This is a genomic window from Flavobacterium rhamnosiphilum (genome assembly GCF_004349195.1).
Lineage (GTDB): Bacteria > Bacteroidota > Bacteroidia > Flavobacteriales > Flavobacteriaceae > Flavobacterium > Flavobacterium rhamnosiphilum.
Window position 1 is genome coordinate 202,792 of record NZ_SMLG01000003.1, and the last position, 22,511, is coordinate 225,302.

General features: G+C 34.6%; 25 protein-coding genes. 11 read left to right on the plus strand and 14 right to left on the minus strand.

The features are described 5' to 3' along the window. The first annotated feature begins 85 nt into the window (after positions 1-85). The 4 genes from leuC to leuB all read left to right on the plus strand — a co-directional run bounded on the left by leuC (position 86) and on the right by leuB (position 4,950). Positions 86-1,480 (plus strand): 3-isopropylmalate dehydratase large subunit, encoded by a 1,395-nt coding sequence (leuC, locus tag E0I26_RS05945; protein ID WP_131915579.1) that lies wholly within the window; start codon positions 86-88, stop codon positions 1,478-1,480. Between the two features lie 116 nt (positions 1,481-1,596). Further along, positions 1,597-2,193 carry a 3-isopropylmalate dehydratase small subunit gene (leuD, locus tag E0I26_RS05950; protein ID WP_131915580.1) on the plus strand — a complete coding sequence of 199 codons (597 nt, stop codon included), beginning with the start codon at positions 1,597-1,599 and terminating at the stop codon, positions 2,191-2,193. A gap of 135 nt (positions 2,194-2,328) precedes the next feature. Further along, complete coding sequence (locus E0I26_RS05955) at positions 2,329-3,855, plus strand: alpha-isopropylmalate synthase regulatory domain-containing protein (RefSeq protein WP_131915581.1); 1,527 nt, start codon at positions 2,329-2,331, stop codon at positions 3,853-3,855. 33 nt (positions 3,856-3,888) lie between these two features. After that, on the plus strand, positions 3,889-4,950 hold the full coding sequence (gene leuB, locus E0I26_RS05960) for a 3-isopropylmalate dehydrogenase (protein WP_131915582.1): 1,062 nt from the start codon (positions 3,889-3,891) through the stop codon (positions 4,948-4,950). A gap of 157 nt (positions 4,951-5,107) precedes the next feature. Here leuB and E0I26_RS05965 read toward each other — a convergent pair whose 3' ends face one another. Both E0I26_RS05965 and E0I26_RS05970 read right to left on the minus strand, forming a co-directional pair. Continuing rightward, positions 5,108-5,470 carry an RNA recognition motif domain-containing protein gene (locus tag E0I26_RS05965; RefSeq protein ID WP_099713722.1) on the minus strand — a complete coding sequence of 121 codons (363 nt, stop codon included), beginning with the start codon at positions 5,468-5,470 and terminating at the stop codon, positions 5,108-5,110. Between the two features lie 156 nt (positions 5,471-5,626). Next, positions 5,627-6,112: a DUF6252 family protein gene (locus E0I26_RS05970; protein WP_131915583.1), complete on the minus strand. Its 486-nt coding sequence runs from the start codon at positions 6,110-6,112 to the stop codon at positions 5,627-5,629. Positions 6,113-6,313: 201 nt separating this feature from the next. Between E0I26_RS05970 and E0I26_RS05975 the strand changes: the two genes are divergently transcribed. The 4 genes from E0I26_RS05975 (at position 6,314) to E0I26_RS05990 (ending at position 8,960) form a co-directional block, all read left to right on the plus strand. Beyond that, a complete protein-coding gene (locus E0I26_RS05975; protein ID WP_131915584.1) occupies positions 6,314-6,874 on the plus strand; it encodes a 30S ribosomal protein S16 in 561 nt (186 codons plus the stop codon). 15 nt (positions 6,875-6,889) lie between these two features. Then, positions 6,890-7,414, plus strand: coding sequence for a ribosome maturation factor RimM (gene rimM, locus E0I26_RS05980; protein WP_131915585.1), 525 nt, complete (start codon positions 6,890-6,892; stop codon positions 7,412-7,414). A gap of 295 nt (positions 7,415-7,709) precedes the next feature. Next, on the plus strand, positions 7,710-8,057 hold the full coding sequence (locus E0I26_RS05985; protein ID WP_131915586.1) for a four helix bundle protein: 348 nt from the start codon (positions 7,710-7,712) through the stop codon (positions 8,055-8,057). Positions 8,058-8,252: 195 nt separating this feature from the next. Beyond that, a complete protein-coding gene (locus E0I26_RS05990) occupies positions 8,253-8,960 on the plus strand; it encodes a tRNA1(Val) (adenine(37)-N6)-methyltransferase (RefSeq protein WP_131915587.1) in 708 nt (235 codons plus the stop codon). A 4-nt stretch (positions 8,961-8,964) separates the two neighbouring features. Here E0I26_RS05990 and E0I26_RS05995 read toward each other — a convergent pair whose 3' ends face one another. Both E0I26_RS05995 and E0I26_RS16730 read right to left on the minus strand, forming a co-directional pair. Beyond that, positions 8,965-9,813, minus strand: coding sequence for a hypothetical protein (locus E0I26_RS05995; RefSeq protein WP_131915588.1), 849 nt, complete (start codon positions 9,811-9,813; stop codon positions 8,965-8,967). Positions 9,814-9,969: 156 nt separating this feature from the next. Continuing rightward, positions 9,970-10,065 (minus strand): bacteriocin-like protein, encoded by a 96-nt coding sequence (locus tag E0I26_RS16730; protein ID WP_131915589.1) that lies wholly within the window; start codon positions 10,063-10,065, stop codon positions 9,970-9,972. Positions 10,066-10,598: 533 nt separating this feature from the next. Between E0I26_RS16730 and E0I26_RS06005 the strand changes: the two genes are divergently transcribed. The 3 genes from E0I26_RS06005 to E0I26_RS06015 all read left to right on the plus strand — a co-directional run bounded on the left by E0I26_RS06005 (position 10,599) and on the right by E0I26_RS06015 (position 13,601). Next, positions 10,599-11,777: an acyl-CoA dehydrogenase family protein gene (locus tag E0I26_RS06005; RefSeq protein WP_131915590.1), complete on the plus strand. Its 1,179-nt coding sequence runs from the start codon at positions 10,599-10,601 to the stop codon at positions 11,775-11,777. Positions 11,778-11,868: 91 nt separating this feature from the next. Beyond that, positions 11,869-12,651 (plus strand): DUF3050 domain-containing protein, encoded by a 783-nt coding sequence (locus E0I26_RS06010; RefSeq protein ID WP_131915591.1) that lies wholly within the window; start codon positions 11,869-11,871, stop codon positions 12,649-12,651. Positions 12,652-12,704: 53 nt separating this feature from the next. Beyond that, positions 12,705-13,601 carry a metallophosphoesterase family protein gene (locus tag E0I26_RS06015; RefSeq protein WP_131915592.1) on the plus strand — a complete coding sequence of 299 codons (897 nt, stop codon included), beginning with the start codon at positions 12,705-12,707 and terminating at the stop codon, positions 13,599-13,601. Between the two features lie 105 nt (positions 13,602-13,706). Here E0I26_RS06015 and E0I26_RS06020 read toward each other — a convergent pair whose 3' ends face one another. The 10 genes from E0I26_RS06020 to E0I26_RS06070 form a co-directional block, all read right to left on the minus strand. After that, positions 13,707-14,723 (minus strand): hypothetical protein, encoded by a 1,017-nt coding sequence (locus E0I26_RS06020; RefSeq protein WP_131915593.1) that lies wholly within the window; start codon positions 14,721-14,723, stop codon positions 13,707-13,709. After that, on the minus strand, positions 14,704-16,329 hold the full coding sequence (locus E0I26_RS06025) for a flavin monoamine oxidase family protein (RefSeq protein WP_131915594.1): 1,626 nt from the start codon (positions 16,327-16,329) through the stop codon (positions 14,704-14,706). Before E0I26_RS06025 ends, E0I26_RS06020 begins: the two co-directional genes overlap by 20 nt. Continuing rightward, positions 16,307-17,824: a polyamine aminopropyltransferase gene (locus tag E0I26_RS06030; RefSeq protein WP_131915595.1), complete on the minus strand. Its 1,518-nt coding sequence runs from the start codon at positions 17,822-17,824 to the stop codon at positions 16,307-16,309. Before E0I26_RS06030 ends, E0I26_RS06025 begins: the two co-directional genes overlap by 23 nt. Beyond that, positions 17,817-18,032, minus strand: a complete 216-nt coding sequence (locus E0I26_RS06035; RefSeq protein ID WP_131915596.1) for a DUF350 domain-containing protein — start codon at positions 18,030-18,032, stop codon at positions 17,817-17,819. The genes E0I26_RS06030 and E0I26_RS06035 overlap by 8 nt, the downstream gene beginning before the upstream one ends. 210 nt (positions 18,033-18,242) lie before the next feature. Continuing rightward, positions 18,243-19,469 (minus strand): DUF4178 domain-containing protein, encoded by a 1,227-nt coding sequence (locus E0I26_RS06045; protein ID WP_131915598.1) that lies wholly within the window; start codon positions 19,467-19,469, stop codon positions 18,243-18,245. 2 nt (positions 19,470-19,471) lie between these two features. Continuing rightward, positions 19,472-19,834, minus strand: coding sequence for an S-adenosylmethionine decarboxylase family protein (locus E0I26_RS06050; RefSeq protein ID WP_131915599.1), 363 nt, complete (start codon positions 19,832-19,834; stop codon positions 19,472-19,474). An 89-nt stretch (positions 19,835-19,923) separates the two neighbouring features. Then, positions 19,924-20,241, minus strand: a complete 318-nt coding sequence (locus E0I26_RS06055; RefSeq protein ID WP_073205174.1) for a 2Fe-2S iron-sulfur cluster-binding family protein — start codon at positions 20,239-20,241, stop codon at positions 19,924-19,926. Between the two features lie 279 nt (positions 20,242-20,520). Beyond that, a complete protein-coding gene (locus tag E0I26_RS06060; RefSeq protein WP_091172742.1) occupies positions 20,521-20,760 on the minus strand; it encodes a NifU family protein in 240 nt (79 codons plus the stop codon). 79 nt (positions 20,761-20,839) lie between these two features. Next, positions 20,840-21,967 (minus strand): Mrp/NBP35 family ATP-binding protein, encoded by a 1,128-nt coding sequence (locus E0I26_RS06065; protein WP_131915600.1) that lies wholly within the window; start codon positions 21,965-21,967, stop codon positions 20,840-20,842. A 202-nt stretch (positions 21,968-22,169) separates the two neighbouring features. Next, positions 22,170-22,499, minus strand: coding sequence for an MGMT family protein (locus E0I26_RS06070; protein WP_131915601.1), 330 nt, complete (start codon positions 22,497-22,499; stop codon positions 22,170-22,172). Positions 22,500-22,511 lie beyond the last annotated feature (12 nt).

Below are 22,511 nucleotides of genomic sequence, written 5' to 3' on the forward strand. Positions count from 1 at the left end.
GACTTGATTCTTTTTTTAGTTTTGCTTTCATTGTTATCATCTTAGCCAACTTGGCTATAAAAAAATACATTAAAAACATATTAAAATGAGTACTACATTATTTGACAAAGTATGGGATTCGCACGTGGTGCGTAAAATTGAAGATGGACCAGACGTGTTTTTTATTGACCGTCATTTCATCCATGAAGTTACTAGTCCTGTAGCTTTTTTAGGTTTGAAAGAAAGAGGAATTTCAGTATTATATCCAGAGCGCACTTTTGCTACTGCGGATCACAACACACCAACTATAAATCAACATTTACCGGTTCAAGATGCATTATCTGCTAATCAACTTAAGGCATTAGAAGACAACGCAGCAGAATATGGTATTTCTCACTGGGGATTAGGTCACCAAAAAAATGGAATTGTACACGTTGTAGGTCCTGAAAACGGAATTACATTGCCGGGTGCCACTATTGTTTGTGGAGATTCCCATACTTCAACGCATGGTGCCTTTGGCGCTATTGCTTTTGGTATCGGAACTTCTGAGGTTGAAATGGTGATGGCTACACAATGTATCATGCAGCCAAAACCAAAGAAAATGCGTATCAACGTAAATGGTGAATTAAGTAAAGGTGTTGGTCCAAAAGACGTTGCATTGTATATTATTTCTCAATTAACCACTTCTGGAGGTACAGGATATTTTGCCGAATATGCCGGAGATGTTTTTGAAAACATGTCTATGGAAGGCCGTATGACGGTTTGCAACCTGAGTATCGAAATGGGTGCTCGTGGTGGCATGATTGCTCCGGATCAAAAAACATTCGATTTCTTAGAAGGAAGATTATACGCTCCAAAAGGTGAAGCTTGGACAAAAGCAGTTGAATATTGGAAAACGTTGAAAACGGATGCAGATGCTGTTTTTGATGCTGAATTGAACATCAACGCTTCAGATATTGAACCGATGATTACATATGGTACAAATCCTGGAATGGGAATTGGTATTTCCAAAAACATTCCAAACGCTAACCAAGTGGAAGGTGGTACCGAAACATACAAAAAATCTTTAGCCTATATGGGTTTTGAAGAAAATGACGTAATGATTGGCAAGCCAATTGATTTTGTTTTCTTGGGAAGTTGTACCAATGGTAGAATTGAAGATTTCAGAGCTTTTACAGAAATTGTAAAAGGGCGACAAAAAGCAGATAACGTAACAGCTTGGTTAGTTCCAGGGTCACACGTTGTAGAAGCTCAAATTAAAGAAGAAGGCCTTTTGGACATTCTTACGGAAGCTGGTTTTGTATTGCGTCAGCCAGGTTGTTCCGCTTGTTTAGCAATGAATGATGATAAAGTACCCGCAGGAAAATATGCAGTAAGTACTTCAAACAGAAACTTCGAGGGCCGTCAAGGTCCAGGTTCAAGAACATTATTGGCAAGTCCAATTATGGCTGCTGCTGCTGCAGTTACTGGAAAACTAACAGATCCAAGAGATTTATTCTAGTTGAAAGTCGATTGCAATAACAATATCAAAAATTAATAAAATGTTTTAGTTTTTACGATTCTGTTTTCTAAACAAGGAACCTGAAATCTGAAACCTAAAACCTGAAACCTAAAAAAATGGCATACGATAAATTTAATATCCTTACCAGTAGTGCAGTGCCACTACCAATAGAAAATGTAGATACCGATCAAATTATCCCAGCACGTTTCTTGAAAGCTACCAAACGTGAAGCTTTTGGAGACAATCTTTTCAGAGACTGGAGATACAACGGAGATGACACTCCAAAAGCAGATTTCGTATTGAATGACCCAACTTACAGTGGAAAAATATTAGTAGGCGGGAAAAACTTTGGTTCGGGTTCTTCTAGAGAGCACGCGGCTTGGGCAGTTTACGATTACGGATTTCGTGCCGTTGTGTCTAGTTTTTTTGCAGACATCTTTAAAGGAAATTGCTTAAACATTGGTGTTTTACCAGTACAAGTGAGTCCTGAATTTGCTGAAACTATTTTCAATGCCATTGAAGCTGATCCAAAAACAGAATTGGAAATAAATCTTCCAGAACAAACCATTACGCTAAAAGCAACTGGTCAAAAAGAATCTTTTGATATTTCCGGATACAAAAAAGACAATATGGTTAACGGTTTTGATGATATTGATTATTTGCAAAACATCAAAGAAGAAATTGTTGGGTTTGCCAATCAACTTCCTTATTAAAAACAAACAATAAAAATGCAGTTATCGTATGCTCAATAGTATTGTTAAGCCAGATAACTGCTTACCTTTTTATAAAACACAACAACAAGATTTCAAATTACCGAAGTCAAAACCGCTTTTAGCATCAAATTTATAATGAAAAAAAGAAAAATTGAAATAATGGATACGACACTCCGTGATGGTGAACAAACCTCGGGAGTATCATTTTCTGCTGCAGAAAAATTAACCATTGCGCAATTATTGCTGGAAGAATTAAATATTGATAGAATTGAAATTGCTTCGGCACGTGTTAGCGAAGGAGAGTTTCAAGGTGTAAAAGGGATTATGACTTGGGCTAACGAAAAAAATTACTCCAATAGAATCGAAGTCTTAACCTTTGTAGATGGCGGACTTTCCATAGATTGGATGAAAAAAACGGGTGCTAAAGTCCAGAATTTATTGACCAAAGGATCTCTTAACCATTTAACACATCAGTTAAAGAAAACGCCCCAACAGCATTTTACAGAAATTGCTGAAGCCATTGCTTTGGCTCAGGAAAACAATATTGACACAAATGTTTATCTGGAAGACTGGAGTAACGGAATGCGCAATTCACCTGAATATGTGTTTGAATATTTAGACTTTTTGACCAAACAACCGATTAAAAGAGTCTTACTACCGGACACTTTAGGTGTTTTAATCCCTTCTGAAACTTTTGAATTTATTTCTAAAATTATAGCAAGATACCCTGAAACTCATTTTGATTTTCATGCACACAACGACTACGATCTAAGTATTGCTAATGTAATGGAAGCTGTTAAAGCAGGTATTCAGGGACTTCACGTAACCGTAAATGGGATGGGAGAACGCGCAGGAAATGCACCGCTTGAAAGTACTGTTGCTGTAATCAATGACTTTTTTCCACAAATAGCAATCAGTGTAAAAGAATCATCATTATACTCCGTAAGTAAATTAGTAGAGACTTTTACCGGTTATAGAATTCCTGCCAACAAGCCTATCGTTGGCGACAATGTATTTACACAAACTGCTGGCATTCACGCCGATGGTGACAATAAAAACAACTTATATTTTAATGATTTACTTCCAGAACGCTTTGGAAGAAAACGAAAATACGCCCTAGGAAAAACATCCGGAAAAGCTAATATTGAAAAAAACCTTCAGGAATTAGGCCTACAATTAAACCCTGAGGATCTAAAGTTAGTTACCCAAAGGATTATCGAATTAGGCGACAAAAAAGAAACGGTTACCAAAGAAGATTTACCTTATATCATCTCTGATGTATTAGACAGTCAAACTTATCAAGAAAAAATTGTTGTTGAATCCTATATATTATCTCATGCAAAAGGCATGCGTCCATCGACCACTTTATCTTTAAAAATAGACGGAGAAATAATTGAAGAACACGCGCAAGGTGATGGACAATTTGATGCTTTCATGAATGCATTGGCAAAAATATATAAGAGCAAAAATTTAGAATTGCCCAAGTTGATTGATTATGCTGTACGAATTCCTCCAGGAAGTAGTTCTGATGCATTATGCGAAACCATAATTACCTGGACAAATAATGAAAAAGAATTTAAAACAAGAGGATTAGATTCAGACCAAACAGTTGCCGCTATTATAGCAACCCAGAAAATGTTGAATGTGGTTGCAGCCCAATAATAAATAGAAATACATTAATATAAAATAGACCTAATGAAATTTAACATAGCCCTTTTAGCCGGAGACGGAATTGGACCAGAAGTAATCAATGAAGCTGTAAAAGTTTCGGATGCTATTGCAAAAAAATTCAACCATGAAATTACTTGGACACCTGCACTTACAGGAGCTTGTGCCATTGACGCCGTTGGAGTTCCTTATCCGGACGAAACTCATGAAATTTGTATGGCTGCTGATGCTGTTTTATTCGGAGCCATTGGACATCCAAAATATGATAATGACCCAAGTGCTCCCGTTCGTCCAGAGCAAGGTTTATTATTGATGCGTAAAAAATTAGGTTTATTTGCCAATGTGCGTCCAACATTTACATTCCCTTCTTTGATTGACAACTCTCCTTTAAAAAGAGAACGTATCGAAGGAACTGATTTAGTTTTCTTAAGAGAACTTACCGGAGGAATCTATTTTGGAGAAAAAGGAAGAAAAGACGATGGTGAAACTGCTTTTGACACGTGTACCTACACAAGAGCTGAAGTACAACGTTTAGCTAAAAAAGGCTTTGAACTCGCGATGACACGTAGTAAAAAATTATGTTGTGTGGACAAAGCAAACGTAATGGAAACTTCTCGTTTATGGAGAGAAACAGTACAAGCTATGGAAAAAGAGTATCCTGAAGTAACTGTGAGCTATGAATTTGTTGATGCTGTAGCGATGCGTTTAGTACAATGGCCAAACTCTTATGATGTCCTAATTACTGAAAACTTATTTGGAGATATATTAACAGACGAAGCTTCTGTAATTTCTGGTTCTATGGGATTAATGCCATCAGCATCTGTAGGAGAGCATACCTCTTTGTACGAACCTATTCATGGTTCTTATCCTCAGGCTACAGGATTAAATATTGCTAATCCATTAGCGACAGTATTATCTGCGGCGATGATGTTTGAAGATGCTTTTGGATTAAAAGAAGAAGCAGAAGCTATTAGAACGGTAGTTAACAAATCATTAGAACAAGGAATCGTAACAGAGGATTTAGCTTCTAAAGACTCAAAAGCATACAAAACCAGTGAGGTTGGTGACTGGTTAGTTGCTAATCTATAAATTCTTAAAGTTTTTTGTTTAAAAATTGAGTAATAGCTAAGATTACAACCTAAAAAACAACACTCATTTTAGCTTTTACTCAGCTTTAGACAAAATAATAAACAACAAAAAAGGTGTCAATAAATTGACACCTTTTTTTATATTGTAGAAAAAAATATTAATATCCTCCTCTGTTTCCACCACCACGGTTATCTCCACCACGGCTGTTTCCACCACCATAACCACCGCGTGAATCTCCACCACGACTGTTATTGTTAAAACTTCTTCTTTCACCTTCTGGTTTAGGCTCAGATTTGTTTACTACAATTGCACGTCCTTGAACAGTAGCTCCGTTCAATTCATCAATCGCTTTTTGAGCTTCGTCATCATTTGGCATCTCAACAAAACCAAATCCTTTACTTCTTCCAGTAAATTTATCAGTAATAATTTTAACTGAATCAACTGCTCCGTAAGCCTCGAAAGACTCTCTTAAATCTGCTTCCTCAATACTGAATGGAAGGCTTCCAACAAAAATATTCATATGTACTTATTTAAATAATAGAACAAATGTACTCTAATTTTTTTCTAATCTACTATATATTAGCTTATTTATGTTTTTATTTTAATTTCAAAAAAATTAAAACGAAAATTCTAAAGCAGATAATTAAAGTGTTATGAAAAACTAACCCCTCGTAGATTACTGACTCAGAGAACGAACTACAGGAACCTTATAAAAAACTCCGTGCTGAAAATTAACAACTGGGCTGGCTAACGAGTTGCTATTTGCATTTTCGGCATTAAACTTAAAAGTACCAGTGATAGTATTATTAATAGCGTCATATTCGGTTATCACAATTTGCCCTTCTCCTATCCCAAAACCGGTAGAAAAAGTAACCAACCCATTGGTAGCATCAGTGACAGTATAAATTGCTTTTTTAGACTCACTGGTTCCTAAAAAATAAGTTTGAGCAGTAGTAGAAGTAGTTTTTAAAGATAGTGTTTCATTTGCTGTAAAGGATTCTATAAGCAAAGATCCATCAGTGGCTAGTGTTGCTCTAGATTGCACGCCTCTCCAAAACACATTATCCTTCATGCCTTGTAGTGAAGGATTATTAAAACTAATATCTTCTTCACAAGAGATTAAAGAAAAAAGTACGACAATAAACAAAAAATATTTTTTCATAAAATGCATCTTTTAGAGAAACAAAAGTATGACATTAGACCTTAAAAAAATAAAATTGAACTAAAAAATAAAAACAATAGCCATACCTAAAACATTACCATTCATTAAAACACCAATCGAATTAGTATTTATCGATAAAAAATGTATCTTTGCACCCTTAATTAATCGAGGTCGAGTACCTCAAAATTTAATCTCAAGATTATGTCAGTAAAAATTAGATTACAAAGACACGGTAAAAAACAAAAACCTTTTTACTGGGTTGTAGCAGCAGATGCTCGCTCAAAAAGAGATGGTAAATACTTAGAGAAAATCGGTACTTACAATCCAAACACTAACCCAGCAACTATCGAATTAAACCTTGATAGCGCAGTAAAATGGTTGCACAATGGTGCTCAACCTACTGATACTGCTAAAGCAATTCTTTCTTACAAAGGTGCTTTATTGAAACACCACCTTGATGGAGGTATTCGTAAAGGAGCTTTAACTCAAGAACAAGCTGATGCAAAATTAGCTACTTGGTTAGAAGCTAAAGCTGGAAAAGTTGATGCTAAAAAAGAAGGTTTGACTAAAGCTCAAGCTGCTGATAAAGCAAAAGCTTTCAAAGCAGAACAAGAAGTAAACGCAAAACGTTTAGCTGCTGCTGCACAAGCAGAAGCTGATGCTATTGCTGCTGCAACTCCTGCTGTTGAAGAAGAAGTTGCTGAAGTTGAAGCTGAAGAAGCTCCAGCTGCAGAAGAAAATAACGAAACAACTGAAGCATAATTTTAGAAGGCGAAGATGCGTAAAGAAGATTGTTTCTACTTAGGTAAAATCGCTAAAAAATTTAGTTTCAAAGGGGAAGTTCTTGCCTATTTAGACACGGACGAACCTGAGTTATACGAAAACTTGGAATCAGTGTTTGTTGAATGCAACAAACACTTGGTTCCTTTTTTTATTGAAAGCAGTTCACTGCACAAAAACGACTTTCTTAGAATTCGTTTTGAAGATATGAATACCGAAGAAGATGCAGATGCTGTTATAGGCAACGCCATTTATCTTCCTTTAAATATGTTGCCAAAACTTACCGGCAACAAATTTTACTTCCATGAAGTAATTGGTTTTGAAGTTGAAGACAAACGCCTTGGCGTTGTTGGAAAAATCCAATCCATAAATGATACTACTGCCCAACCTCTATTTGAAGTTCTAAACGGTGAAGTAGAAATTCTTATTCCAATGATTGACCATTTTCTTGTAAAAATTGATAGGGAAAACAAAAAAGTCATCATGGATTTACCAGAAGGACTTATTGAAATGTACCTTTAAAAGGGAAATTCCAATATTTTAAATTCCAAATTCCAACTTAGGAAAGGAAATTCCAATAACAGAAAAGAAAAATCCAATACTGAAATTCCAATATAAAGAAGGGAATTCCAAAATTTTAAATCAAAAATTCCAAAATTGAGAAGGAAAACCCAATAATTGTGATTAAAATCAATAATTTAAAACCAATTTAAGCTAAATTTGGAATTTCAGTATTGACATTTAATATTTTCAATTGGAATTTGGAATTTGAGCATTGGAATTTGAAATTTTTTATATTGAAATTTAATTTTTGTTTATGGAAAAGCCTTATGACTTAGAAGAGAGAACTTTTTTATTCGCGAAAGACTGTAGAATTTATATTCGAACTTTATCTAAAATAACATCAAATATTGAAGACGGCAAACAACTCGTAAGATCTTCCGGTTCTGTTGGCGCCAACTATATTGAGGCGAATGAAAAACTGGGAGATAAAGATTTTAAATTTCGATTAAAAATATCCAGAAAAGAAGCTAAAGAATCAAAATATTGGTTACGCCTATTGCATGATTTAAACCCTGAATTTTCCAGCCATTCTAATCCGTTATTAGTTGAAGTGGAAGAGCTTCGCAAAATATTATCTTCAATAATTTGTAAAGCCCCATAAATTTCTATAAAAAAATCCCAAATCCCAAATTCCAAAACTGGAAATGGAATTCCAGTTTCAAATTGGAATTTAAAAATTTTAATTTCGGAATTTAAAGTTTAATTTAGCGCCCTCACAGATTTGAATTTCGGTCATAAAAATTGGAATTTGGAATTTAAAATATTGGAATTTACTTTTCTCTTTATACCCTAAATTATGTTTTCATTCAAAAAATTCGTTGTAAAACAGAACCGTTGTGCCATGAAAATTGGGACCGACGGCGTTTTACTTGGCGCTTGGACACCAATTGAAAACAATCCATTTAGCATTTTAGATATTGGAGCCGGAACAGGTATAATCGCTTTGATGTTGGCACAAAGAAGCAACGCCGAACAAATTGATGCCTTAGAAATAGACGAAGAAGCCTACGAACAATCCGTAGATAATTTTGAAAACTCCCCTTGGAGTGATCGCTTATTTTGTTTTCATGCCGGTTTGGACGAGTTTGTGGAAGAACCTGAAGACGAATATGATTTAATTGTTTCCAATCCTCCTTTTTATACCGATGATTTTAAATCAGCAACTGAACAAAGAGATTTAGCACGTTTTGCTGACGCAATGCCTTTTGAAGATTTAATTGAAGCGGCCGACTTATTACTTTCGGAAAACGGGATTTTTTCCGTAATCATTCCTTTTAAAGAAGAAGAAATTTTTTTGGCTCTAGCCAAAGAATATGAATTATATCCTTTAAAAATAACCAGGGTAAAAGGCACTCCAACTACCGAAATCAAGCGGAGTTTATTGGCTTTCAGCCGAAATGAAAGTGTGAATTTTCCAATTAATGAATTAATTATCGAAACTTCAAGACATCAATACACCCCAGAATACATTGAATTGACAAAAGATTTTTATTTAAAGATGTAGTTGTTTACCTTTTTACATTATCGACCATACTTTTCAGACCGATGCTTCTCCTATTACGGTTTACTTTTGTAAGATCTGAAAAATTAAAAAGGTATTCACCATAAAGGATTTCCCGCTTATTTTCATGTTCATGACGGTCTATCATTGTTGCATATTCCCTGGGAGAACACTCTCCAGATTTTACATACTTCAATAATGTATCTTTCAAATAGGGATAATATTCTGGTACGCCACCCCCCATGTGACTCAAAAATGTCAGCATAGGCATAAACACACCATTATTTCCTGTCATACCAATTTTTTGTGGTGACGGATAACCATAATTTTCTATCGTCCATTTAAGAAGTCTTGCATTTATTCTATCATTTTTCACTATAGTCAAAGAATCTGAACGTCCTAGTTTTTGGTCACGAACAAAAGCAACAGAAAAAGAATCGATTAGTCTTTTATTCCTGTTTTTTTTACTACTCGCTATTTTTTGCTCAACACTTAAGCTATCTATTCCGTATTTTTCGCAAAGCGGAAACAATGTCTTATAATGTTCGTTATAAGGAGCCACTAAATCAAGTAATTTATACAAGCTCTTTTTTTCTCCAAAGTTTTTGCTGTACTTGTCAGCAAAAACAATATAGGTTTCGTATTTGACAAAGGTTCCGTAGCTCTTGGGCGGATTGTATTTTTTAAATAGTTTTTTGTATCGTTTTATAAAAGCAATGGTATCACGATTAAGCTTATAAACACTATCAATGGAGTTCGATTTATTGTAATAAGTAATGTAATTTCTGCTTTTACAGGAGAAAACAGAAAAACTAACTAACGCAATGAAAGCAGCAGTAAAAAGAAATGATCTCATAATTTTATGTTTTTTTCTAAAAATACAATTATTAACCGTAAGTAAATATAACGATGTTTTTATACCAAAAGTACTTAGCAAGTATATCATAATCTCAAGGTTTGACTTCTCTCTTGGATTCTGAAATACTTGTTTACATTCTCCTTGTCTAGTTGTCTATGATTTATTAGATTCTTGAACAGCAATACTGCAACCTTGACCACCCAGGACATTTTTTAATTCTTCTCTTGAAAGTTTTTTAAAATTTATCATGATTTTAATTTAAAATGATAAATATATTGTACAAATCAAATACAAACCACTTTTGATTATTTCCCGTGCACTGACTTTTTCAAAAAAGTATGTATTGTTTTATATTTACAAACATATAGTATTATATAATAAGAAATTAATTATAAAATAAATTTCCTAGGAAAATTTAATATTCACACGTTTACTTTTCCTAATTCAAGATACACTATTAGCTAAAGCGGAGTAACATTTTAATTGTTTCAGCCGTACTAAAACTTTTAATTGGAACAACCCCGTATTTACCATTGAAACCGTAGGCATATTTATACTCCAGAATACATTGCCTTGACTAAGGATTTTTATTTGAAGATGTAAAAAACTTCCTTTAAACCAATCCCAAAATTTCATAGTTTCCTATTTAATTGAAACTTTAGTTGTACTTTAGAAACTCAATTTGATAGTAAAATAAACCAAGTACATAAAAATATAACAATTGTTTATGCTTTTGTTATATTTCTTTATGTAAATTTGTCACATATAAAAATTACCAAACCATGAAACCAGACTTATTTCAAGCTCCAGATTATTATAACTTAGACGATTTACTAACAGAAGAGCACAAACTAGTACGTGATTCTGCCCGTGCATGGGTAAAACGTGAAGTGTCTCCTATTATAGAAGAATATGCTCAAAAAGCGGAATTTCCAAAACAAATCATAAAAGGTTTGGGTGAAATTGGTGGTTTTGGTCCTTATATTCCAGAAGAATACGGTGGTGCAGGTTTAGACCAGATTTCATACGGCTTAATCATGCAAGAAATTGAGCGTGGTGATTCTGGCGTTCGTTCTACCTCATCTGTACAATCTTCTTTGGTGATGTATCCAATTTGGAAATACGGAAATGAAGAGCAACGCGTAAAATACTTGCCAAAGTTAGCCACAGGAGAATTTATGGGATGCTTCGGATTAACTGAACCTAATTACGGTTCAGATCCAGGAAGCATGATTACCAACTTTAAAGACATGGGAGACCATTATTTATTGAATGGTGCCAAAATGTGGATTTCAAATGCACCGTTTGCTGATATTGCTATTGTTTGGGCAAAAAATGAAGAAGGAAGAATTCACGGTTTAATTGTAGAACGCGGAATGGAAGGTTTTTCTACTCCGGAAACGCACAACAAATGGTCGCTTCGTGCGTCATCAACTGGGGAGTTAATTTTTGACAATGTAAAAGTGCCAAAAGAAAACTTATTGCCAAATAAATCTGGATTAGGAGCACCACTTGGTTGTCTTGATTCAGCACGTTACGGAATTGCCTGGGGCGCTATTGGCGCAGCAATGGACTGCTACGATACGGCATTGCGTTATGCTAAAGAAAGAATCCAGTTTGACAAACCTATTGCAGGAACTCAATTGCAACAAAAGAAATTGGCCGAAATGATTACTGAAATCACTAAAGCACAATTATTGACTTGGAGATTAGGCGTTTTGAGAAATGAAGGCAAAGCAACAACAGCTCAAATCTCAATGGCCAAAAGAAATAATGTAGATATGGCAATCCATATTGCTCGTGAAGCCAGACAAATGTTAGGCGGAATGGGAATTACCGGAGAGTATTCTATCATGCGTCACATGATGAATCTTGAATCAGTAATTACTTATGAAGGAACCCATGACATTCACTTGTTGATTACTGGAATGGATATTACTGGAATTCCAGCTTTTAAATAGTAATAAAGAACTATTAAAGTGTTTATAAAATTGATAGAAAAAGCTTCTTGGAAACAAGAAGCTTTTTTATATTTACATAAAAATACCACTTATGAATATTGAAACAATCAACAATAGCATTCAGTCCCAAAAAGAACTATTGTTACAACATTCTTTATATAAAAAAGTAAAAACTATTGAGGACTTACAGTGTTTTCAAGAAAACCACGTATATGCAGTTTGGGACTTCATGTCCTTATTAAAAGCATTACAATCCAAATTAACTTGTACAACAACTCCTTGGTTCGCTACAGAAAATCCTGAAACTAGGTATTTGATAAACGAAATAGTCCTTGCAGAAGAATCAGATTTGACAATTGATGGCCGTCGCCAAAGTCATTATGAAATGTACATTGAAGCGATGGAAGCCTGTGGAGCAAACACCGCTGGAATTGAGCATTTTTTATCCGAAGTAAATTCGCTTAAAAACATATTTGTTGCTATTAAAAAAAGCAATTTACACCCTAACATCAAAGCTTTCTTAGACTTTACTTTCAGAGTTATTGACGAAGGAAAATCGCATGAAATTGCAGCTGCTTTCACTTTTGGAAGAGAAGATCTAATTCCAGGCATGTTTACCGCTATTTTGAAAAACTTTCAAGAAAATTTCCCCAAAACTGATTTGAGTAAACTCATTTATTATTTCGAAAGACATATCGAATTGGATACTGACGACCATGGCCCAATGGCAATGAAAATGATAACAGAACTTTGTGGAACTGATCCTCAAAAATGGTCTGATGTAGAAGAAATTTCAATTTTAGCCTTAGAGAAACGCATTGGTCTTTGGGACGCTATCGAAGAGAATATACTTCATAAAGAAGTGTGTATTTAAAAACAGCTATGCAAACCGTTTTTATTTATCTTTATTTTTTTAAAAATAAATAAATGTCTTCCCAAGAACGATTAACAAGAGCCTACAAAGAAGCCAAAAGAATTCCTTTTGACGATCACTCTAAATTTATCATTTTTAGTGACTGCCACAGAAGTGACAACAGTTTTGCTGATGATTTTGCAAGCAACCGAAATGTCTATTTTCATGCCATGACCCAATATTATAATGATGGTTTTGCGTATTGTGAGTTGGGTGACGGGGATGAATTATGGGAGAATATTTTCTTTAAAACTATTTTCGAAGCACACAAAAACGTGTATCTTTTACTAAAGAAATTCCACGATTCCAATAGATACCATAAAATCTGGGGCAATCACGAAATGACTTTTCGAGATAAAGATCATGTAGAGAAAACGCTTACTACGTATACAAACACACAAAATGACAGAATTGAACCTTTGTTTACCGGTATAAAATGTCATGAAGCCATCGTTTTAGTTCATCAGGAAACGAAACAGGAACTGTTTTTAACCCACGGTCATCAAGCCGATTTTATGAATTACATTGGTTGGAAAATCAACAGGTTTATGGTGCGTGTCTTATGGAAACCGCTACAAATTTGGGGAATATCAGACCCTACGAGTCCCGCCAAAAATTATGTGGAACGGATAAAAATAGAACTGCGCATAAAAAAATGGATTGAGGACAACAATCGTAAAATTACCATTGTAGGTCATACGCATCGTCCCAGTTTTTCGTATCCAAGTCAAAATACAACCCCATATTTCAATGACGGAAGCTGCGTGCATCCCAGAAGCATCACCGGAATTGAAATTGTAAATGGAACGATAACACTTATAAAATGGTTTATCGATACTAAAGAGAATGGCATTCTTCAGGTTGTAAGAGAAGTGCTTGAAGGCCCTACAAATCTAAAAGATTACAGATAAAAAAAGCGTTTGCCTCGGCAAACGCTTTTTCATTAATTTTCAGGAGCCAACTCCAGTTCTAATCCTTCGAGGCTTTCCGTGATTGGGATTTACAAACTAAACTCTCTATTTTGATTTCCATATAAATCCATCCAGAAGATAATGGGTAAACTGTGGTATCGTCAACAAAGGAACAAGGAAAAAATGGTAATTCGAAAAATCAGATTCGCTCCATGAAAATTGCTCATTCCAAACGAAAACTTCCCAAACATACTCTTCAAAAAAAGCAATCGCTAATAAAAAAATTATAAAAAACAATATTCCTCCGCCTCCTTTTGCATAATTCAAAACTCCTAAATCAACATCTGATTTTTTATCTATTTCATTGAGATAAATCAACGCAATATAAGGTATGCCGTGAGAAACAACATTAAGTAACGTAAAAACTAAATCATTATTAAAATACACAATACCAAAATACCATGACAGGAAAGTTCCTATAATAATTGCATTTTTAGGAATATTAAAATACCTTTCTTTACTACTTATATAAACTGTTCTTACAATATAAAAAACTACAATCAGTCCATAAATCCAGCCAAGGATTTCCAGTACTAATTGATTTTCAAATCGAATAAAATCTTTTTCAGTAAACCAATTGAATGTCCGAGGTGAAGAAAAAGACCAATACAACATTGGGTAAACTGTTGCCGTGTAAATAATCAAATTATCAATAGCTACACTCCAATTTGTTTTAACTTCTTTTCGAGAATAAAGACGCATAAAACCGTATTGCTGTCTTATAAAATGAAAAACCGCTATGTATGCCAAAACTGACCAAAAAACAACACTGCCGAAACTGAAAAGAATTATCCCGATAACAAAACAAACTACAGGCAGGGCAATCAATAATTTTCTTCTTTTCTTAAACTCTTCGCGAACGAAATAGGTTTTAAATAACGTAGCGTAAACATGTGCTACATCTATAAAAACGATCAAAAAAAGCCAGGTATAAAAAGAATGTTTAGTCTCAATAACTTTCAAAGCATCATGGAACAAAAACACAATAGCAATGACAACAAATGAAGGTGCCAAAATAAAAAAACCATCCGTTTTTGGTTTATCAATCCAAGGTTGAGCCATCTATTATTTGATTTACAATATTAATACCTTGATGAAATGCTTCTTCGAAAATTGAAATTCCAGACAAATCTGAATGCGCAAAGAAAATTTTGTTGTCAATATTTTGTGATGCTTCTTTCTTGGCTGCGCCAAAAATAAAACCAGGAACAGGACTAATCATTCCGTGTCCTAAAAGACGAATATTTATTTCTTCCGTAATGCTTTCAATATTGGGATGTGCAATTTTCAAATCATCAAAAACCAGTTGTTTCCAATGCGCACTTTTCTTATGATACAAATCCCTCCTGCTTTTCTTTACATCTGAAGATGAAAAGCTATAATAGTATGTAATTACTTTTTTAGACTGTACCTGTTGCAAGGATTGGTGTTGGTCATAAATATAACCTAACCCTTTTGCTCCATATACAACATTATCCCAACACAAAGGATAACTACCATTATCTGCCAAATCAGAAACAACCAAAGTTGCCAAAAGCCATGGAGCATAATGAAAATTTTGTGCCAACATCTTTCTGTTTTTAATTATATACTGATTCACAAATTGAGGTGTAGCCATAATCACTTTATCAGCAATTATCTCTATTGTTAATTTTTTCTCCGCGTCAAAAACAGTGGCGACAACTTTTCCATCTATACTTTTCACATCATAAACCAAATGATTTTTCAGCGTTTTATTTTCAGCATATTTTTGCAAATGATGTGCTAATCTGGCATTACCTTCCGGCCAGGTAAGTACATTGTCTTTATTACCTTGTGTACTATCTTGCTTTCTTGCTGCGAAATAATGTATTCCCGCCCAAGCAGAAACGTAACTAATTCCCAAACCAAAATCATCCCTGCAGCAATAATCAATGTAATCGAATAGTGGCTTCGAATCGAATCCTTCCTCCTCACACCATTGTTGCATTGTAATTGTATCAAATCCCCGAATAGTAGCATCACTGGAAGATAATGATAGCGGAATATTGAAGAAATACTTGCCATCTACGCCTTTTCCTGCACGGAAAGCATCCATTTTTAAAAAGAATTTTTTGAATTGAATATCCTCTTCTAAAGAGTTTCCGATTTTAGGAATTAATCCTTCTTGCCAATTATTTTTATAAAACAAACGCTCGTTAGGTGCAAACGTAAGTTGCTCCTCATCAAATTTTGGAAATCCTTCTGAATCATAACCTATGATTATTTGCTCTTCTTCAAGAAACTGAAGCAATGCTGCATCCTGCTTATTGGGTAGCGGCAAATAATGTGCTCCCAATGGAAATTTAGAGTATTTATTTTCTCCATTTGAGGAATTCCCTCCCAAATGATTTTCTAATTCTATCAATAAAAAATCATCAATTCCTTTTTTAGAAAATTGACGTGCGGCACTCAAGCCCGAAATTCCTCCTCCAACAATTAAGTAGGAAATATGGATTTGACCGGAAGGTTTTGGAAAATTTTTAACCCGTAACCGATGTCCTAAAATATGATTTGTCCCTGACAAACGTATCAGTAAAGTAATTACTTTTTCCTGACAGGATTGCAAAAAAGGAATCACAAGTAAGGAAGCAGCTATCCCTTTTAGAAAAAAACGCCTGGAATAACTATAATTTTCCCCACTCTTCATCGAAATAACGTACTAGAATTTGATTGTCCAAACGATTAATCTCAATGTCTTTTGAAATCATATCTTTGGAAAAATAATTGAATTTATCAAACTGATAATTATAAAAGCGCAATCCTTCCACTTCTCTGTTTATTTTGTTAAAATTGGTTTTAAAACCATTCATTGCGATGGAGAAACCCCATTCTCCAAATGACGGAACATAAGCGTGATAAGCATCGACTTGAGGAAAAACCTCCATTAAAGTTTTATTAATACACCAAAAAGATTTTGGTGCAAAATAAGGAGAAGTAGTCTGCACCACCACTACTGCATCCGCAGTAAGAAGACTTTTTAAAGTACTGTAAAAATTCAAGGAATATAGTTTTCCTAAGCTATAATTTGATGGATCTGGAAAATCGATAATTACTACATCAAACTTAGACTTATTGTTTTTAGCCCATATAAAAGCATCCTGATTATAGACTTTTACTTTCGGATTATTGAGAGAGTTATGATTAAAATCGGTTAAAATTTTGTTTGTTTTAAACAACTTTGTCATGCCTTCGTCTAAATCTACAATGGTAACATTTTTAACATCAGTATATTTTAATATCTCACGAACTGCCAATCCATCACCTCCGCCTAGAACTAAGACATTGTCTACTTGCTTTGCCATTGACATGGCAGGATGTACTAATGCCTCATGGTAACGGTATTCATCTGTAGAACTGAACTGAAGATTATTATTCAAATACAACCGATAATCACTTTTATTATGTGTTAAAACAATGCGTTGGTATTGAGTGGAATTTGAATAAATAATATTTTCACCGTACATTTTTCCTTCTGAATAGGATAAAATAGTATTTGAAAACAGGTAAACTACAAACAATAAAAGGAAAGACGCGATGGCTTTTGCTCTAAGCAAATAGACTTTTTTGAGCTCTGATTTTAACAGAAAGCACAAAGCGATAGCAATACTGATATTAATCATACCAAAGAACAACGAAGTTCCCATAATCCCTAATTGAGGAACCAAAACTAACGGAAACAATATGGATGCCAATAATGCTCCAATGTAATCGAAGGTAAATACATTAGAAACCAAATCTCTGAATTCGACTTTATCTTTTAGGATATTCATTAACAACGGGATTTCCAGTCCTACCAAACAACCGGTCACAAAAACCAATAGGTAAAGGATAAACTGAAAGGAATACACACTTTCGAACAACATAAAAAGCACTACTGAACTCAATCCTCCAATTAAACCAACCAGAATTTCAATTTCAACAAAAGTGTTGAGCATGTTCTTTGTGAGAAATTTTGAAAAATAAGAACCCACACCCATCGAAAAGAGGTATACTCCAATGATAAATGAAAATTGTTTTACAGAATCCCCAAGAAGATAACTTGCTAAAGTACCCGCTACTAATTCATAGACTAATCCACAGGTTGCAATAGTAAATACGGCGAAAAGAAGTAAATATTCAAATTTTAAAAACTTCTTACCCATGAATAGCTGCGCTAATAATCATTGAAATCCCAATGATAAAGGCTCCAAAAACAATGGCTACAGCAATATTGTTTTTCTGTGTCACTTCTTTCCAAGTGTTCTCTGGAGTCAATTTTTCAATAATAAAATAAGCAATCAATAAAATAACGATTCCCAAAAGAGAAAAAATAATAGAATTTAAGATTGGTTTTAATGTAAGAACATCCATGATTAGGTAGTTTTAAATTGTTATTTGTGGTAAAATGTATTTATTGGTCTTCGACCCATAGTTTGACCGGAACTATAATTTTCTGTTGTTTCACAATCGCAGATTCTATTTCCTGAATATGTAAAAAACAAATATGCCGAATAGACAAACAACCCTATCACGATTGAAAACACATTGTTTTTCAAAAATTTTAATGCTTCATCCATAGTTTTAATTATAAGGGGAATGATCGGAATCTTCCCATCTTTTTCGTTCAAAATTAACATTGAGATAGTAGAGAGCGACTAGTAAAACTGCCATAAAAATAATGGTCAACCAACGGTTTCTACCTGAAGGTTGATCCCAAACTGCTTTTATTGTCAGAGAATTATTTTGCAAATCCTCGGGAGCTTTTTGTGGTGTAATAACCAAATGGTATTTCCCGGCAGCAACGCCGCAGATATTAAACTCCTCTGAAGGATTTCCTTCAGTCCAGCTTTCGCCATCTGTATAGCCGTGATAATACTCGATATCTTTGCTGGCATAAACCGCATCATTTGTTTTCTCATTTAATAATGCAATCTGTACATTTGCCCAAGAATTATTCACTCCTGAGTTAACCGCAATTGTCATAGGTGCTGAACCGCCTTCTAATACAAATGAAGGACTTACAATTTCTTTATTATTAAAAGCATCAAAAGTCAGGTCTTTATAAAACACCTGCTTTTCTAATTTGTCTTTATAAATGAACCAGTGAGATAATAGAATCAAAATAGAAGCTACACAAAAAACAATAGCAGTATTTCTTATATTAAAAAAAAAGGGTTGCACTAATCCTGTTCCTACTTTTGATGGTAGTGCAAAAAATGGAAAGCCCTTTCGGATTTCCTTTGTAGTGATATGTTCTCCAAAATAAGTCGTCTCTGTATCCCCATCTTTTTCAATAGAGATCATATTAGGTGCACTTATATATTCTATTGAGTGTATCTTTTTCTTTGGTAGTGTAAAATCAAAGAAACCTTGGGCAGAAACAATTTCAACATCCGTATAATCATACAGATTCATCACAATTCCTTCGTAAGTTAGGAACTTAGGACGATTCGAAACTTCAAATTTATCTTCGATTTCTTTTAAAAAAATCCAATGTCCATCTGACTCAGAGAGATAAACAAAATGGTTCGATTTATCATTCAGGATATACTCATTCCAATAATAAGCTCCATACACTTTCTTTGTAAGGATTCCAGTTACGGTATATTCAATCCCCTTAAGAATTCCTTTTTGACCAATTTGTAAACCAACATGAGCAATTTTGTGATTGAATAATCTTTCGCGACGTAATTCTTTATTTGCGTCTGAGATATAAACACTCTGGCAATTGGGACAAACAAAATTTTTGACCTCAAAACCAATTTCTATAGTAGTAACCGTATTGCATTGATAACAAGAAACATCCATATTTATCTGTTTATCTCAAAATCTTTAATTATGACAGCATCAAAATAGTCCATATACTCTTGCGTTACTGCTCTTACTTTTGCGGAATTATCTTGCAAATAATTACATAAGTAAACGTCTAAAGTAAGCTGATTGAATTCTGGCCAAGTGTGGATACAAATATGTGATTCTTTTAGACAAACTGCAATAGTAAAACTGTTATTATCGAAATTATGTACTATAACACCTACCTGTTCTAATCCGTATTTATCTAAAATTTGATTAGTAACAGCAATATATCCATTGCTATCAGTGAGTTTTTTAACGGTATCAACCTGAAGAGTAACTAGTTTATGTAAACCAGGGGAGTAAGAATTTGAATTCATTTAAAAACGTCAATTGATTTACTTAATACTACAACACGAATATATGGCATTTATATTCCAAAAAAAATCCCTATTAAGGGACTTTTTCATTAATTTTCAGGAGCCAACTCCAGTTCTAATCCTTCGAGGCTTTCCGTGATTGGGATTTGACAGCCCAAACGACTGTTTGATTTTACGTAAAATGCTTCTGACAGCATCGCTTCTTCATCATCACCCATTTCCGGCAAAGGCACGTCATTAAGAACATAACATTGACAAGAAGCACACATGGCCATTCCGCCACAAGTTCCTTCTACTGGAAGCTCATAGGCTTTACATAATTCCATGATGTTCATGGCCATATCTGTTGGAGCCTGTAATTCATGCACTACTCCTTCTCTATCTTTAATTTTTATTAATACATCCATAAATCAGTTATGAGTTATAAGTTATGAGTTGTGGGTTTGCAAATTTGCGTGAGATTTGCTTCGCCTGTTCGCTATCGCTCGGGTGAGATTAAGAGGAGGACAACCAGTGGCTGTCAGGTATTTTAATAGTACAAAAAAATACCACCTACACAAAACTCTCAAAAAAACGACGCTTTAAAAAAAAAAGGCTACTACCCATTATATTTAGTAGCCTTTTTCTTAAAATGGCCACGTCCTCCTTCTTCCGATAGCCATCGGAATGCGCTCAGGATGACAATTTTATAGAATATTTACAACAGTTTCTATTTGTGGTGCAAACTTTTTGATAGTGGTTTCCACGCCGGCTCTGAGTGTCATTTGGTTTACGCTGCAACTGGTGCATGCTCCCTCGAGACGTACCTTTACGTGTTTGTCGTCCTCGATGGAAATCAATGTGATGTCACCGCCGTCAGAATTCAAAAAAGGTCTGATTTCTTCGAGTGCTTTTTGAACTTCTACTAATAATTCTTCTGTTGTCATAATTAGATTATTGGATTTTTAGACCTTTTAGCTTTTTAGATTTCTTAGTCTGTCTAAGTAGTCTAAAAATCTAAGTAGTCTATTTTTTTACTGCTGAACAACCGGCCATAGTTGTTATTTTAACAGCCTCAGTCGCAGGTAAATTTTCGTTTCTACTTATTACTTCCCGCACTACATTTCTAGTGATTTCTTTGAAAACAGTTTCGATAACTGAACCTGTTTGCATCGCTGCCGGACGACCGTAATCTCCAGCTTCACGAATAGATTGAACGATTGGCACTTCGCCAAGGAATGGAACTTCTAAATCTTCAGCAAGATTTTTTGCTCCTTCTTTTCCAAAGATATAGTATTTATTTTCAGGTAATTCTTCTGGTGTGAAGTACGCCATGTTTTCAATAATTCCTAAAACAGGAACATTGATAGCTTCTGACATGAACATAGAAACTCCTTTTTTAGCATCAGCCAAAGCTACTGCTTGTGGAGTACTTACTATTACAACACCCGTAATTGGCAATGATTGCACGATAGAAAGGTGAATATCTCCTGTTCCCGGTGGCAAATCGACTAACATGAAATCCAATTCTCCCCAGTCAGCATCAAAAATCATTTGGTTCAACGCTTTAGAAGCCATTGGTCCTCTCCAGATTACCGCTTGACTTGGTGCCGTAAAAAATCCAATAGACAGGATTTTTACTTCATAACTTTCAACAGGCTTCATTTTTGATTTCCCATCGACTGTTACAGAAACTGGTTTTTCATTTTCTACGTCAAACATGATTGGCATAGACGGACCGTAAATATCGGCATCAAGGATTCCAACTGAAAAACCCATTTTAGCCAGTGATACCGCTAGATTTGCAGTCACAGTAGATTTTCCTACTCCTCCTTTACCAGACGCTACACCTATAATATTTTTGATTCCCGGTATTGATTTCCCTTTGATTTCCGGTTTGTCCGAAACCTCAACTTTACTATTGATTTTGATTTTAGCATCCGGAGACACTAATTCAAGAATTGTTTTTTTGATATCGTCTTCTGCACGTTTTTTAATGTGCATCGCCGGTGTGTGCAATACTAAATCTACTACCACCTCATCGCCAAAAGTAATCACATTTTTTATTGCGCCGCTTTCAACCATATTTTTCCCTTCTCCAGCTATAGTAATCGTTTCTAAAGCTTTAAGAATGTCTTTTCTGTCTAATTTCATTTTTAGTTTACTGTTTTCTATTGGCTTTTTAATGCCAGAATATTATCTTTATTTAAACTGATTTCAGATTGCAAAGATAACAGATTAAGTTCTTATTATAAAGGATTTGTATTGCATTTATTGATGAAGAAATTGAGTGCGATTATTACAGAAAATATCGCTTTTTGATGACCAAAAGCCCAATGCATTGCACTTTTATTGACTACTCAATCCTGACTTCCGGTTGCCAGAAATGTTTCTCGAAATCCATAATTTGGTTATCAATAACCGTTATGCCTTCGTTTTCCAATAATTGTTGCATCAGATTGGTTCCGTCAAAATGAAGCTTTCCTGTGAGCAATCCTTTTCGATTCACCACACGATGCGCAGGAACATCTTCGAGATTATGCGAAGCATTCATTGCCCAACCCACCATTCGAGCAGAACGAGCTGTCCCCAAAGCCTTTGCAATAGCGCCATAAGAAGTAACTTTCCCGTAAGGGATTTGTCTGGCGATGGCGTACACACGTTCAAAAAAGTTGTCGTTTGACATATCTGTAAATCG

What these genes read in the sequence shown, in the direction of transcription:
- leuC (WP_131915579.1), top strand. Translation starts at nt 86, where the DNA reads ATGAGTACTACATTATTTGACAAAGTATGGGATTCGCACGTGGTGCGT.
- leuD (WP_131915580.1), top strand. Translation starts at nt 1,597, where the DNA reads ATGGCATACGATAAATTTAATATCCTTACCAGTAGTGCAGTGCCACTA.
- E0I26_RS05955 (WP_131915581.1), top strand. Translation starts at nt 2,329, where the DNA reads ATGAAAAAAAGAAAAATTGAAATAATGGATACGACACTCCGTGATGGT.
- leuB (WP_131915582.1), top strand. Translation starts at nt 3,889, where the DNA reads ATGAAATTTAACATAGCCCTTTTAGCCGGAGACGGAATTGGACCAGAA.
- E0I26_RS05965 (WP_099713722.1), bottom strand. Translation starts at nt 5,470, where the DNA reads ATGAATATTTTTGTTGGAAGCCTTCCATTCAGTATTGAGGAAGCAGAT.
- E0I26_RS05970 (WP_131915583.1), bottom strand. Translation starts at nt 6,112, where the DNA reads ATGAAAAAATATTTTTTGTTTATTGTCGTACTTTTTTCTTTAATCTCT.
- E0I26_RS05975 (WP_131915584.1), top strand. Translation starts at nt 6,314, where the DNA reads ATGTCAGTAAAAATTAGATTACAAAGACACGGTAAAAAACAAAAACCT.
- rimM (WP_131915585.1), top strand. Translation starts at nt 6,890, where the DNA reads ATGCGTAAAGAAGATTGTTTCTACTTAGGTAAAATCGCTAAAAAATTT.
- E0I26_RS05985 (WP_131915586.1), top strand. Translation starts at nt 7,710, where the DNA reads ATGGAAAAGCCTTATGACTTAGAAGAGAGAACTTTTTTATTCGCGAAA.
- E0I26_RS05990 (WP_131915587.1), top strand. Translation starts at nt 8,253, where the DNA reads ATGTTTTCATTCAAAAAATTCGTTGTAAAACAGAACCGTTGTGCCATG.
- E0I26_RS05995 (WP_131915588.1), bottom strand. Translation starts at nt 9,813, where the DNA reads ATGAGATCATTTCTTTTTACTGCTGCTTTCATTGCGTTAGTTAGTTTT.
- E0I26_RS16730 (WP_131915589.1), bottom strand. Translation starts at nt 10,065, where the DNA reads ATGATAAATTTTAAAAAACTTTCAAGAGAAGAATTAAAAAATGTCCTG.
- E0I26_RS06005 (WP_131915590.1), top strand. Translation starts at nt 10,599, where the DNA reads ATGAAACCAGACTTATTTCAAGCTCCAGATTATTATAACTTAGACGAT.
- E0I26_RS06010 (WP_131915591.1), top strand. Translation starts at nt 11,869, where the DNA reads ATGAATATTGAAACAATCAACAATAGCATTCAGTCCCAAAAAGAACTA.
- E0I26_RS06015 (WP_131915592.1), top strand. Translation starts at nt 12,705, where the DNA reads ATGTCTTCCCAAGAACGATTAACAAGAGCCTACAAAGAAGCCAAAAGA.
- E0I26_RS06020 (WP_131915593.1), bottom strand. Translation starts at nt 14,723, where the DNA reads ATGGCTCAACCTTGGATTGATAAACCAAAAACGGATGGTTTTTTTATT.
- E0I26_RS06025 (WP_131915594.1), bottom strand. Translation starts at nt 16,329, where the DNA reads ATGAAGAGTGGGGAAAATTATAGTTATTCCAGGCGTTTTTTTCTAAAA.
- E0I26_RS06030 (WP_131915595.1), bottom strand. Translation starts at nt 17,824, where the DNA reads ATGGGTAAGAAGTTTTTAAAATTTGAATATTTACTTCTTTTCGCCGTA.
- E0I26_RS06035 (WP_131915596.1), bottom strand. Translation starts at nt 18,032, where the DNA reads ATGGATGTTCTTACATTAAAACCAATCTTAAATTCTATTATTTTTTCT.
- E0I26_RS06045 (WP_131915598.1), bottom strand. Translation starts at nt 19,469, where the DNA reads ATGGATGTTTCTTGTTATCAATGCAATACGGTTACTACTATAGAAATT.
- E0I26_RS06050 (WP_131915599.1), bottom strand. Translation starts at nt 19,834, where the DNA reads ATGAATTCAAATTCTTACTCCCCTGGTTTACATAAACTAGTTACTCTT.
- E0I26_RS06055 (WP_073205174.1), bottom strand. Translation starts at nt 20,241, where the DNA reads ATGGATGTATTAATAAAAATTAAAGATAGAGAAGGAGTAGTGCATGAA.
- E0I26_RS06060 (WP_091172742.1), bottom strand. Translation starts at nt 20,760, where the DNA reads ATGACAACAGAAGAATTATTAGTAGAAGTTCAAAAAGCACTCGAAGAA.
- E0I26_RS06065 (WP_131915600.1), bottom strand. Translation starts at nt 21,967, where the DNA reads ATGAAATTAGACAGAAAAGACATTCTTAAAGCTTTAGAAACGATTACT.
- E0I26_RS06070 (WP_131915601.1), bottom strand. Translation starts at nt 22,499, where the DNA reads ATGTCAAACGACAACTTTTTTGAACGTGTGTACGCCATCGCCAGACAA.